Genomic DNA, 12,473 nt, shown 5'->3' on the forward strand with positions numbered 1-12,473 from the left:
AACCCCATCCGCTATGTCATTGACCGTAAACGACTTTTCGCGGCGCGCCACTGTCACGACTTATGTGTAATGAGGTGCCTTAACAGAGGGTTTCAACTCGCCGTTCCCGCGGGAACGCTATGCCGTGCCAGGCCTGCGGAAGAAGGCCAAAAAGCGCTAGGAAATATCATGATATTTTCTGAAAACACGGCTCTGGCCACGCAAATTATTGATTTAAAAAGGAAAGAATTTCTGAACAAGGGTGTAACAAAATCCCAGCGTTCGAAATATTGTTACACTAGTTCGTCGAGCTGGCACCTCGCCTGCCGACAGGCTGGTTGCTTACTACGCGGTGTACGCATCGTCCCAGCGAAAAGCTGCACGTTTTCATGCCTCTTTCCTTGGATCGACCAATATCATGATATTTCCTAGCCGGACATAGTGAGGCTAGGCATAGGGCCGATAAGCGCACCGTACAAAGACGCCAAAACTAGCCGTCTTTCCACCAAAAAAAGGACGCTCGCGCTGATTCAATGGTGACCATTCCAAAGGGTTGCCATGCGTCTTTTCAAGAACAAGCGTCGGGCCGCGCTGTCCACGGCCCCCGGCTCATATGCCGAGGAAGATCCGAGCAAGGTAATTTTCGAGACGAGCACGAGGCTCACGCTCGAAGCTAACCGCTGGATGCTCATTGCGTTCGGCTTGGCTTTCATCGCGGCCGGCGCTGTATGGACGCGCCAACCGCCTCCGTCGGTCACGCGCGTCGTTGGCGTGTCGGCCGACACCGGCGGCCACCCGATCGTCACCGAGCTCGTCGCGTACAAGCCCGACTCTCAAGCCGTTCGGACAACGGTCAAAGATATGGCGGTTCGTTGGTTCACCATCGAGCCAGTGCTTTCGGACCGTCTCGAAACCTCTCGCATGACCGCCAACATCAACTCGGTGAAGGCGCAAATGATCGGAGCCGCGACCGGTCAATTCCGCGACTGGCTGAAGGTCGATGCTCCTTTCCAAGCGATCACCGCAAACCCGAAGCTCATCCGCGAAGTCGATGTGCGCAACATCGCGTTGCTTCAAGACTCCACCGTGCTCGTTGAATTCACGACGACCACTTCGCAGGCTGGCGCCACGGGTAAGCCCGACGTGAAGTCGTACGCGTTGACCTTGCGCTACCAGATCGTTGCGCCGACGGCCGAACAGGCGCTTACCACAAATCCCTTCGGTATCTTCATTCCGTTCTTCCGCCTTGAGCGGACCGCATAAGCATGACCGCAACCATTCTCCTTAAACGGCCGGTCATCGGCATGAGCCTTCTCGCTGCGTGCGCAGCGTTCCTTGCTCAACCGGCTGTAGCTAAAAAAACCGCAAGCGACTCGGCGTTTAATGCCGCAATGGTCGCAGGCGACCCGATGAGCCCGGTCAATCCGTTCAACGGCGGGGCGGACCCTTTGACGATGCCCGGCGACGCGCGCATCGGGGTGTTTCCGTACAGCCGCGACCAGATCTACCGCGTGCTGACCGCGCCGCTGAAGCTCACGACGATCGAACTGGAGAAGGGTGAGAAGCTGATCGCCGACCCTGCCATGGGCGACAGCGTTCAATGGGAGATTGACGACGACAAGATGAACCATGTGTTCATCAAGCCCCACAAGGCCGACCTTGTCAACACGCTGCATCTGACAACGAACCTCCGCGAGTACGACTTCACGCTCATCGCGTCGCCGGCGGGCGGCATGTTCTATCAGACGGTGCGCTTCCAGTACCCGCGCGCGCCGATGGCCCGCGTCAGCGCACGCGAGGACGCGACCGCGAGCGGCGGTCGCGGTGATGCGGACTCGGGAAGCATCGGCGTTGCACCGGAAAAGCTGAACTGGGGCTACAGCGTCGAGGGTCGCGCCGAGTTCACGCCGGAAACCGTCTTTGACGACGGACATGCGGTCTGGATGCGCATGCCTGCCAAGGCCCAGGAGTGGCCGGTTCCGTTCATTCTCGACCACGGCGATCGAGTCGTGGCGAACTTCATCCGCCGCGGGGATTTCCTCGTCCTTCAACGTCTGGCCGACGAAATCGTCCTGCGTTCCGGCAAGGATGAGGTCACGGTGACGCGCGGTCGCCGCCGCTTGTTCGGGGTGTTCTGATCGTGGCGAAAAAACCGGACTCGGCTACGCCCAGCGCGGAGCAAGAAGCGCTCGTCAAAGGCAAAACGCCACGCAATGCGATCATGAGCATCGGCATTCTGGCTGCTGCCGTCATCGGTGGCCTCGGCTTTTACTATCAGCTACAGGCGACGAACAAGGCCGATGAAGACGCCCGCGTTAAGAAGGCGACCGCGCTGAAGTCGAGTACGGAAGCGCCGACTGCCGCGAACAACAACGACATCGACCAGATGATCCGTCAGCAGCGCGACGCAGCGGCGTCGGAGGCTGCCGCGCGCGCTGCTTCTGAGGCAGCGGCCCCAAAGCCAGCCGTCAAACCGATGCTGACCGGCGCTGACTTCCAGGATGAAGTCAAAGGTTCGGGCACGGACGCGCGTGAGCTTTCCCGCAAAGCCGCGCAAGACGCGATCTATACGTCCTCGATCTTTAAGCAGGCCGGCGCTTCGCGTTCGGCTAACCACGCGACCGGCGTACTGCCTGCTGGCGTTCCATCGTTGGATGAGGTGCGAGCAGCTCGGAACGCTGCGGGAGCCAACACCCCCGATGCGATGGCGCTCGCCTTGGCGAAGCAGGGCCAAGCGCCCGAAGATCGCGACCGCGCGTTCCTGCGGGATGCGGCTTCGCAGGGCGGCATCGAACGCACGACCTTTAATGGCCGGTCGACCGGCTGCACGTTGACGCCGCCGCACGTCATCCACGTCAAGACGCTCGAGGGGCTGAACTCGGACAAGCCGGGTCGCGTCGCCTTGATGGTGGACGAGGACGTGTATGACACCCTGCGCGGCGACTGCTTGATGATCCCGAAAGGCGCGTTCATCAATGGTATGTACAGCGCGGACGTCAAAATTGGCCAAGAGCGCTTGCTGGTTGCTTCGACGAGTCTGCGTCTGCCCAACGGCAAGAGCGTGCCGCTCAACGGCATGCAAGGTGCCGACCAGAACGGCTACGCCGGATACTCGGGCGATGTGAACAACCACTTCCTGAAGATTTTCGGCGCGGGCTTCATCACGGCGATTCTGCTGAAGGCGTTCGACAGCAGCCCGCAGACGGCGACGACCGCGACGCCAAACGGCGTTACTACTTATGGTGACACGGCGGGGCAGGTCGCTGCAGCGACGGCCCAGACCGTTATGCAGCGGAACCAGAATATCCCGCCGACCGTCACCGTCGAGCCGGGCCAGAAGTTCCTGGTGCAGGTGACCCAGGACATCGTCATGGAGCCATACCATGACTAAGGGATGGGCGGCGGCCTGTCTGTCGGCGATCGCGTTCGGCGCACACGCGACAACCATCGATTCGATCATCAGCCCCACGCGCATCGTGCTCGATGACGGTACGAAACGCGCGATCGTCGAGCTGCCCGGCGAGCCGGTGTACGCATGTGGGCTCAAGCCATTTCTGGCGTGGGCTAACCGATTTGAAGGCCAATCGGTTGAGTCTACGGCTAGCGGTGTTGCGATCAGCATCGACGGATTGGCCGTCAGCCTTGAAAGCCTCTTCGTGAAGGCGGGCTGGCTGCTCCCCGCGGCCCTTACCGATGACGCTCAAGCGAGCATCACGGAGCGGCGTGGGGGATGGTCGTGCGCATCGGCGCAGGCACCGTTCGACGCGATGCACACGTCCGTCGATCCGAAGATTCTGGCTGGCATCGCGCTTAATGAGTCGGCATACAACGGTCGCGCATGGCCTTGGACGTTGAACGTCGCTGGTCGGGGCTTCTTCTTTCGCACCCGCGAAGACGCGTACCGGGCGGTCCGCTATCTGATCAGCAACGGCCGATCGAACTTCGATATTGGCCTGATGCAAGTGAACTGGGGATACCACAGTAAGCGCTTCACCAGTGCTTGGGATGCGCTCGCGCCGGCGACCAACATCCGCGTAGCCGAAGACATTCTCAACGAGAACTATCGCCTCACGCACTCTGCAGCGAAGGCTGTCGCGTATTACCACAGCGCCAATCCCGCCCCCGGCCGCGAATACCTCGCGCGCTTCGTGAAGCACCTTTCTCAAATCGAACGCGGTCTATGAAGCACACGCTCTCTCTTCTCACTTTCGCGCTTGCGGCAGTCACCCTCAATGCGGTGGCCGCTGGCACAGATCCGCTCGACTTTGACTACGAGATCGCGGGCAACGTGCTGGAGCGACCGGCACTCGTCTTCAACGATGGGAGCGACACCTACTTCCAACCGCGTGCCGGTCAATCGCTGCGCGTGGACGGTGGGCATAACCAGGGACCGTACATCGTCGTGTCGGGCACGCCCGAGGTGATCCGTTACTCAGCGGGCGGCTCGAGCGCCACCGCTTACTGGAAGAAGGCCAATCGCTTCATTGGCGACAAGGCGCGCAGTGACTCGCCTTCCGGCTTTTCTGGCTTCTCTGGCCGCCTTGCGCTCATCGGACCGCGCAGCAGCCTCGAAAGCACGAGGCCTTTGAACGCGACGCTGCCGCTCGCGCAACTGGTTAAAGCGCTGGTGCCGCAGGGTTGGACCGGATCGGCACAGAAAGACATTGATCTGACGAATTCGACGAGCTTCGGCACGCGTGATGGCGAGAACTGGATGCAGTCGCTCGATCGGCTGGTGGCAGCTTCCGACTTATACGCCGACGTCGACTTCAACTCTCACCATGTAACACTCCGCCGCTCGGCTCCTCAGTCGGTGGCCGTCAACTATGTGGCGCCCGTATCGCAGGTCGCTGCAACTGCGGCGGCCGCGTCATCGAGAGTGACAACGGGCGCGGACCCCATCGCAGACATCGCCAAGAAGGTCGATGCAAACGCGCCGGCCGCATCCGGGTCGGTGCTGGCGGCGAAGTTCGGCGCGCTGGCGATCCGCGACGGTGACGACAGCCACATTCAGATCAAATTCTCGGAGAAGCCCAACGCAAAGTTGAAGATGACCGGGCAAGACGGCAAGTCGCTGCGTCCGGAGTGGGATGAAGCGACCGACGTGGTGACGTTCAACCGCGCGGAGCGTATCACGATCTCCAACGGCACCGACAAGGTCGAAGTCGCCCGTGTCGCCGGAACCGTATACGAGTTCGACACAGCGAATAAAGCCGCTCTTCAAAGCGTGTTCGATGAAAACGGCTCGACGTTCTTCAAATTCGCCGACACCGTCGGCAAGGTGACGGTCGCTGACGTCGCGCACATGGGCTCGGGCGAGCAGAAGGGCCGCTATTACAAGTTCAACGGCACGGCCGACCAGTTCATCGTCAACGCGGACGGCAACGTCGTCAATGTGCTTCGCAAACACGATGTGCGGTTCTTCGATCGGCCGGCGTCATGAACCGAATGCTTCAAGTCGCAACGCTGCTATCGGCAGCCGTCTCCTTTCATGCGCATGCGGATTGCCTCGACGATGCAGCGCGCTATCACCGTGTGAGCGTTCAGGTGGTACGTGCGATCGCACAGCAAGAGTCTGGTATGCGCCCGTATGTGACGAACCGCAATACCGATGGTAGCGAGGACATTGGTCTGATGCAGATCAACTCGTCATGGCTTCCAAAACTGGGTCGCTTCGGCATCACCCGGCAACACTTGCTCGATGCCTGCGTGAACGCCTATGTGGGGACCTGGATCTTGGCTTCGAACATCAAGCAGTTCGGTCCGACATGGAAAGCGGTCGGTGCCTACAACGCCGTCTCCTCGAACAAGCAGCTTATCTACGCCAACAACATTTATCGCCGCCTGCAACGCGCGAACTGACCAACATGACGCCTATCTTTTCTCTTCAAACGCATCGCACCGCGCGCATGGTGGCTCGCTTGTTCGCGTGTCTGGCACTCACGACCGTCTCGGGTGTTGCAGCAGCGGACCCCGACCAGTCTCGCCTTGCACCGCCGCCCGGTGACGGCTGGCAACTCCTCTCCGCGCCCGCCGCGAAAACTCCTGTCGCACAGTTGGCGATGGCGTCGCCGGTTGCACCCGGCGTTCGTGCTGCTCCTCCAGTTCCCGCTGCGCCTGCTGCTCCGGCCGCGCCCAAGGCCCCTATCGGCGGTCCCGCTCCGGTCGCACTTCCCGGTGCCGCCGCGCCGTCGCCAGTTGGCTCAATGGATGTCGCCCCGGTGATCGTGCCGTCGCAAGGTGGTGCAACGGTGCCCGGCGGAGTCCTTACTTTGTCGATCACGCGGCAGGACATCAATCTGCGCAATGCGCTCGATCGCTGGCTGCAGCAGCAGGGTTGGCAACTCGCCTGGAAAATCGACGACGACTTGCCGCTGGAATTCAACGCGAGCTTCTCGGGTGACTTCAAGTCCGTGCTCACGCAAGTGATGCAGACAACCAATCACATGCGCACGCCCACGCGGGTTTGCAAGCACACCAATAACGTAATCCGCGTCGTCGCACGCGCAGCCAACTGCCAAGAGTAATCGCCATGCGCCTCACGAAAATCAAATCTGCCATTGCCATTCTCGTGGCTGCATCGCTGACCGGCTGCGCGGTGTCGCAATCCGACGTGAACCACGCCTATGATGCAACCAACGCGGAAGCCACGCGCGCGATGGGCAACGGCCCCGAGTCGATGTCGCTCGTTGAAGATGTACCGACGGCGTTCCTCGGCGACCGGTTGGTGCCTGTCGCCTACGAAGCTACGCTGCCCGCGATTTTCCGAGAGAAGTCGGTTGTCTTCCCCGGTAACCTCCCGCTGTCCAAGATCGCCACGCTGGTCTCAACGGCTACCGGTTATCCGGTGCATCTGAGCCCGGACGTGTTCATTCCCCGCGACGCGCTAATCCCGAAGACGAACGGCGGGAACGGGCAGAGCGCCCCGATGCAGCCGCAAGCGATGGCGAAGTCGAATGTTGAGCCGGTCTATGCGCAGGCGTGTAACTGCAAGGTCGGGGAGTATCTGCGTGGCGTGACGGAAAACCTCGGCCTCGACTGGACGTTCGATGGCAGCACCATTTCCATCAGCCGGTTCGTCACCAAGACGTTCACGATAGCGGCGATCCCGGGCAGGGTGTCCATCAAGTCGACCATGTCAAAGGGAACCGATACATCGACTGGCAACCAGGCGTCCGGTGGCACGACGGGCGGCACGACGGGGAACACCGGTTCGTTCTCGGCGGTCACCTCGACCGGCCGGGATGGCACGTTCGACCAAATTGCGATCATCCAGTCGGAACTGGAAAAGCTTAAGTCACCGCTCGGCGAAGTTGTGGTTAATCCGCAAAGCCGTCTGGTGATGGTTCGCGATACGAAGGAAGCCGTCGATCGGATGGGCGCATTGCTCGCGCGCGAGAACGCGATTTCGACGCGTCAAGTCGCGCTGCGTGTGCGTACCTTGCAAGTCGATCTGAGCAATTCATCGCAAGCGGGCGTCAGCGCGGACATTGTGTTCAACCGCATTTCGGACGGGCTGAAGCGCTATTCGATTACAGTTGCCTCGCCTACCTCGTTGGCAACTGCGATTGGCGGCACCGTCGGCCTGTCTGTTTTGAAGCCCGGCTCGCCGTTGGAAGGCACCAACGCGATTATCAGCGGCCTCAGCGCGTTCGGCAAAACGGTACAGGACAACACCCAGACGAAGATGACGCTCAATGGACTGCCGGTTTCCATCGGATCGTTTGAGACGAAGGGGTATTTGGCAGCTACCACGCCGAGCGTCGGCTCCATCGCCGGTAGTAGCGCGGGCGTACCGGGTCTGCAGCCGGGATCGGTGACGGTGGGTGACTTCGTGAACATCCTGCCGTCGGTCAACGACCACAATCAAATCATTCTCTCGTACTGGAGCGATAGCTCGAAGCTGAACGGGCCATTCACGACCATCAGCACGGGATCAGGCGCCACGCTGCAGCAGATCCAGTTGCCCGACATCCTCGGCAATAAGGACGATCAGACCATTGCCTTGTCCGATGGGCAGACCGTTGTGCTGTACGGCGCGGTGAGCAATCGCTACGACGGCAACAGCAACAACGGCATTGGTGGAGTGTCGGGCGCATGGAATAAGGGGCGCACGTTCCAAGTGATCATGTTGACGGCAACTGTCGTCCCGTCAATGTGAGCGCGAGGTAAGCATTCCTATGCACTTCGAATCCATACCGGGAGAAAAGGGCGCGAAGCTTGTATTCGGGCTGGATTGGCGCGCCTATTCCGCCAAGGGCGCTCGCGCCGAACGCCGACACTTCGCCGAGGAATCGGGCGCGACGCACTTCACCGAGTACAAGGCGAACGACGAGACCATCGTCGGATTCTGCGAACTCGAACCTGCGCAGCGAAAGGGCGGCAAGCTGTACTCTGCTGCGGCGCGTATCGCGTTGTTGGACCGCGTTCGTCGGCGTCCGGCGGTACTCATTCTCATACAGAACGATGAGCGCGTGCAATTGGTGCTCGTGCAGCGCGGCGCTGTCTCGCTCGATCAAGAAGTCGCGCTTAATGCGCTTGCCGATCGGCGAGACGAGATTGAGGACGGGTGCGCGAAAGCCGGGCTTGAACTGGCGACCCTGGGCTACGGCGCGCAATTGCACGCGGTCGATGAGTCGTTCGATCTTCGCGAGCTGCTCGTCGCGCGCAAGGTCGGGTTGATCAAAAAAGTCCCGGTGACCGTGCCAACGACGGTGCCGTTGCTCGTCATCCTGGCTGCTGTGTTCTTCGGGGGCAAGCAATTGATTGACGTGCTCAATCCGCCCCCACCGCCGCCGGCACCGCCGCCGACGTTCATGCAGGAGTACCAGTCCGCAGCGATGCGCACGCTTGCCGCGCCTGCTCCGCTGGCTAACCAACTTACACCTAAGCTGCTGGCGAGTTTCGGCGCGCAGGAAACGAACGTTGCAGGATGGCAGTTTCAAAAAGCGTCATGCACGATCGCGGGGCCGTGCATGGCGACCTACAAGCGACAGGGCGGCACATTTAAGGAATTCGACGCACGTGCGCCGGAGTCGCTGCGTCCGGTCCTCTTCAACACGGACGGTTGGCATCTGACAGCGCGCGGGCCGGAGGTGACAGTTGCCGAACGCGTCGCGCTAGCCGAACAAAAGACGTGGCCGACTCAGCAGGCACTCATCAAGGCGTTGCAGACCGACCCGCAAAAGCTTTCTACGAAGCCGGACACGCTAGATAGCCACGGCTACGTCGTCGATATCAAACCCGCCGAGCGCCTCATTGCGCGCCAACCGACGGCTGGTGAAGTGCAGGGGCCGCTCGTGTTGCGTGGCGCATGGCAGATCGACGGATACAAATGGCAAAGCGCGCTCCTCGCGCGTCTGCCCGACAACATGGCACTGGACACCCTCGACGTCGAGTTGAAGGAAGACGGTACCGGGGTGCATTTCACTGCGAAGGGTAAATACTATGTTCTCAACTAAGTGGCCAGCACGAGCCGCCTGCTTTGGCGCGCTCATGTTCGTCGCAGGCGCGGCGTTCTCGCAGGAAAGTCATCTCACGCTCGACGACATCGACAAGCTCGCGCGAGCGAAGCTAGTCGACTCGATGCGCAGTGCGCAAGGTGGCCAAGCCGGATCGGCGGCACCGGGCAGCGCCGTTGGCCTCTCTTCGCCGCTCGGCGCGACGGTTGCGCCGGTCACCGCCGCCGCACCGGCAGCGCCCAAGGTAGAACGCAGGTCCAGTGCGCCGCCGCCGAAGCGCGTCATTCCCGCGACCTTCGTTGGGGCGTATTCCGACATGTCGGGCTCGTACGTGCTGTATGACTATCGAGGCACGACCTATACCGCGCGGCGCGGCGGCCGGTTGCTCAATGGCTGGACGGTAGCCTCCATCGACGGCTTCACGGTCAATCTTGTTGACGGCAAGCGCCACTGGACAGAGACCATCGCTGCGCCCTCCGACGTACCCGCCGTGATTCCAGACTCGCCGGCCGTCAGGGCCATCACAGATCTGTCCTCGCCGCTTCCTCCGGGCGGCATCTCGTCGACGGCTTCCACCTTCGTACCCTTTGGGAAATAAGAAATGGGTCTTTTCGCACAAGAAGAACAGGGAGCGCCAGACGCTCCGCGTGGTGGCTTCCTGAAGCGGTTTCGCGCGCCGCGCTCGACCTTCGTTGAGCCTAGCATTGCTGCAGAGCCGAAGTTCGGGTCGGCAGAGCCGGTTGCCGAAAGACGGAAACGGCGAGATAGACCTTCCGAACTGGCGGCGGAGCAAGCGTCGCCCGTGACCACGCGTGCGATGAATCCGCAAGTCACGTTTCTCGGTCGCGCGCTTTCGGGTGGCGACATCGAAGACGTCGAGAGCACAGAGATCGGCGACGGCTGGCACTCGTCGGCGAAGGCGGTGCCTGAGAAATCCGAAGCGCCGGTCCATGCGGCCGACGACGAAGCGACGTTTCGGCCGTTCGTCCCGCCCAGCTTCGAACGACCCAGCTACGCGAGCATGTCCGCCGCGATGGCGGCTAAGGAGGGCGGCGAGCCGGTAGTTGGCGCGGGCTCGGCACCGGAAGCGGAAGCGGTACCGGCTGCTGCGGATCCGCACAATGAGCCGCTACGTGAACCGCAGCGAGTCCCTGTGCCGTCGACTCCCACCGAAGACGTTGTTGCTGGTGTCAGCGACGCGGATGCTGACATGCGCGCGGCATCCGTTGGGAGCGCCGATCCGCTGCGGTTTGAGAAGCAACCGGAACTCGAGCCGCAACGACCAGTCGGCTTCCGCGACGAAAGGTCCGTGCCCCCACCGACGAAGGCAGCGCAAGAACATGCAGCGGACGACGAAGATCAGCCCGAGGGCGGCGGAATGTCGTCCGGGCGGCCGGAACTCGTCTCGCCCGATTCGCTTCCGGACTTCAAACGTATTCTCACCGTCGCGGATGACGATGCCGCGCTTCGCATTCCCGCGGCCGCGCGCAAGCAGTTCGTCGCAGTCGAATTGCAACCGGGTGTAGCGATTACAGTTGCGACCGCACGGTTCGCCGAGAAGGCACAGTACGCGACCTTCATCAAGGATCTGGGCGCTAACGACATTCTCGTGCGCGAGGAAATGATCGCGACCGATGCCGTGATCGCCGCGATCTACTCCGGTAAGGGCGCCGCATTGGCAAACTCCACAGTCCGCGAAGCGAGCCGCGCGATCGGTAATTTCCGTGACATCGTCGAGGCCGCACATGCGTACGGCGCGAGCGACATCCATTTCGAACCACGGGAATTCCACAACGAGGTCGAAGTCCGGTTCCGCGTGAACGGCGATATGTACACCTTCAGCCGCATGCCCAAAGCGATCGTGCGTCGCGCCTTGTTTGCGGCGTACAGCGATCTCGTTCAGCGCAACACGAACTCGGGCAACAGCTTCCAGCCGAACGCACCGCAGTCGGCAATGATTCCGCTGGTCGTCAAGACGGACACGGTCAACCTGCGCTGGCAGTCATCGCCGCTGGTTGGTGGGTATGACGTCACGCTGCGTCTGCTCGACGGCAACTTCAAGAACTATTCGGTGCTGCTGCCGAAAAACATGGGCTTGGAGAAGAGCCAGCTAGAGCTCATCGAGACGCTTAACTATGTGAGCGGCGGTATCACGGCGCTCACCGGCGAAACCGGCTCGGGCAAGACGACGACGCTGCGGGCGCTCTCGTACATGCTGCCGGATCGTGAACTCAAAAAACAGTTCGCGGTGAACGAGCCGTCGGAATACCCGATGCCCTGGCTGTCCGACTACTCGATCATTCGCCGGCCAGACGAGACCGACGATGAAGCGAACCGCAAGTACGCGGAGGTGATTCGAACGCTAATGCGGCAGGACCCGGACGATCTGACGATCGGAGAAGTTCGCGACCGCGTCGTGATGGGGCTGGTCGCAGAACTCGCCTTGACGGGCCATCCCGTGCGGTTTTCGCTGCACGCCGGCGACATCATCGCCGCCGTGATGCGTATGGCGGGCGGGCGGCTGCAACTGCCGATCGACGAGTTGGCTTCCGAAGGGTTCATCAATGCGGTCGGTAACCAGAAGCTAATTCCTACGCTTTGCGAGCACTGCAAGCTGCCGGCAGAAGATGTCATGCCGAAAGCTGACCTCGAATTGCTACGCGCGAAGTTCGGACTCGATACTTCGCGCATGGCATGCCGCAACTACGAAGGCTGCGAGCAGTGCCGACTCAAGGGGCTTTTCACGCGCAACGGCAAGGTGGCAGGTGGCACCAAGCGTCCGTCGTTGGCCGCCGAACTGTATCGTCCAACCCCCGAATTCCTGGAGCGTGTTGCCCAGCGCGACTGGGCCGGTGCGCGCGCAGTTTGGCGCGGCGAGCGTCGTACCGGCTTCGATAACGCGGATATGAATGGAAAGACGCTATATGAACATGCTCTTTTCAAGGCTTCGCGCGGTTTGATTGACCCACAATTCATCAATCGCTCGATGCAGTCGTTCGCGCAGTACCGCGTGATGCCCGGCGTCGATGGTTT

At 61.4% G+C, this 12,473-nt stretch carries 12 protein-coding genes; all 12 read left to right on the plus strand.

What is annotated here, in order from left to right:
* Positions 1-411: hypothetical protein (locus AWB82_RS38730; protein ID WP_235023571.1), on the plus strand; the 411-nt coding region annotated here is incomplete at its 5' end.
* 126 nt (positions 412-537) lie between these two features.
* Complete coding sequence (locus AWB82_RS34925; RefSeq protein WP_086973835.1) at positions 538-1,242, plus strand: type IV secretion system protein; 705 nt, start codon at positions 538-540, stop codon at positions 1,240-1,242.
* Positions 1,243-1,244: 2 nt separating this feature from the next.
* Positions 1,245-2,117 (plus strand): TrbG/VirB9 family P-type conjugative transfer protein, encoded by an 873-nt coding sequence (locus AWB82_RS34930; protein ID WP_086973836.1) that lies wholly within the window; start codon positions 1,245-1,247, stop codon positions 2,115-2,117.
* A gap of 2 nt (positions 2,118-2,119) precedes the next feature.
* Positions 2,120-3,370 (plus strand): TrbI/VirB10 family protein, encoded by a 1,251-nt coding sequence (locus AWB82_RS34935; protein ID WP_086973837.1) that lies wholly within the window; start codon positions 2,120-2,122, stop codon positions 3,368-3,370.
* Positions 3,363-4,163 carry a transglycosylase SLT domain-containing protein gene (locus AWB82_RS34940; RefSeq protein WP_086973838.1) on the plus strand — a complete coding sequence of 267 codons (801 nt, stop codon included), beginning with the start codon at positions 3,363-3,365 and terminating at the stop codon, positions 4,161-4,163. The genes AWB82_RS34935 and AWB82_RS34940 overlap by 8 nt, the downstream gene beginning before the upstream one ends.
* Positions 4,160-5,422, plus strand: a complete 1,263-nt coding sequence (locus AWB82_RS34945; protein WP_086973839.1) for a hypothetical protein — start codon at positions 4,160-4,162, stop codon at positions 5,420-5,422. Before AWB82_RS34940 ends, AWB82_RS34945 begins: the two co-directional genes overlap by 4 nt.
* Positions 5,419-5,841: a lytic transglycosylase domain-containing protein gene (locus AWB82_RS34950; protein ID WP_200818273.1), complete on the plus strand. Its 423-nt coding sequence runs from the start codon at positions 5,419-5,421 to the stop codon at positions 5,839-5,841. Before AWB82_RS34945 ends, AWB82_RS34950 begins: the two co-directional genes overlap by 4 nt.
* A gap of 5 nt (positions 5,842-5,846) precedes the next feature.
* Positions 5,847-6,506, plus strand: a complete 660-nt coding sequence (locus AWB82_RS34955; RefSeq protein ID WP_086973840.1) for a toxin co-regulated pilus biosynthesis Q family protein — start codon at positions 5,847-5,849, stop codon at positions 6,504-6,506.
* A 5-nt stretch (positions 6,507-6,511) separates the two neighbouring features.
* Positions 6,512-8,140 (plus strand): type II secretory pathway protein, encoded by a 1,629-nt coding sequence (locus tag AWB82_RS34960; protein WP_086973841.1) that lies wholly within the window; start codon positions 6,512-6,514, stop codon positions 8,138-8,140.
* A 19-nt stretch (positions 8,141-8,159) separates the two neighbouring features.
* Positions 8,160-9,440, plus strand: coding sequence for a type 4b pilus protein PilO2 (locus AWB82_RS34965; RefSeq protein WP_086973842.1), 1,281 nt, complete (start codon positions 8,160-8,162; stop codon positions 9,438-9,440).
* 34 nt (positions 9,441-9,474) lie between these two features.
* Positions 9,475-10,038, plus strand: a complete 564-nt coding sequence (locus tag AWB82_RS34970) for a hypothetical protein (RefSeq protein WP_086973843.1) — start codon at positions 9,475-9,477, stop codon at positions 10,036-10,038.
* A gap of 219 nt (positions 10,039-10,257) precedes the next feature.
* A partial coding sequence (locus tag AWB82_RS34975) for a GspE/PulE family protein (RefSeq protein ID WP_327346045.1) occupies positions 10,258-12,473 on the plus strand: 2,216 nt, incomplete at its 3' end.

The organism is Caballeronia glebae, from assembly GCF_001545035.1.
GTDB lineage: Bacteria > Pseudomonadota > Gammaproteobacteria > Burkholderiales > Burkholderiaceae > Caballeronia > Caballeronia glebae.

Bases quoted from the DNA above. Each gene is read 5' to 3' on its own strand.
- AWB82_RS34965 (WP_086973842.1), top strand. From the start codon at position 8,160: ATGCACTTCGAATCCATACCGGGAGAAAAGGGCGCGAAGCTTGTATTC.
- AWB82_RS34925 (WP_086973835.1), top strand. From the start codon at position 538: ATGCGTCTTTTCAAGAACAAGCGTCGGGCCGCGCTGTCCACGGCCCCC.
- AWB82_RS34940 (WP_086973838.1), top strand. From the start codon at position 3,363: ATGACTAAGGGATGGGCGGCGGCCTGTCTGTCGGCGATCGCGTTCGGC.
- AWB82_RS34970 (WP_086973843.1), top strand. From the start codon at position 9,475: ATGTTCGTCGCAGGCGCGGCGTTCTCGCAGGAAAGTCATCTCACGCTC.
- AWB82_RS34930 (WP_086973836.1), top strand. From the start codon at position 1,245: ATGACCGCAACCATTCTCCTTAAACGGCCGGTCATCGGCATGAGCCTT.
- AWB82_RS34955 (WP_086973840.1), top strand. From the start codon at position 5,847: ATGACGCCTATCTTTTCTCTTCAAACGCATCGCACCGCGCGCATGGTG.
- AWB82_RS34960 (WP_086973841.1), top strand. From the start codon at position 6,512: ATGCGCCTCACGAAAATCAAATCTGCCATTGCCATTCTCGTGGCTGCA.
- AWB82_RS34950 (WP_200818273.1), top strand. From the start codon at position 5,419: ATGAACCGAATGCTTCAAGTCGCAACGCTGCTATCGGCAGCCGTCTCC.
- AWB82_RS34945 (WP_086973839.1), top strand. From the start codon at position 4,160: ATGAAGCACACGCTCTCTCTTCTCACTTTCGCGCTTGCGGCAGTCACC.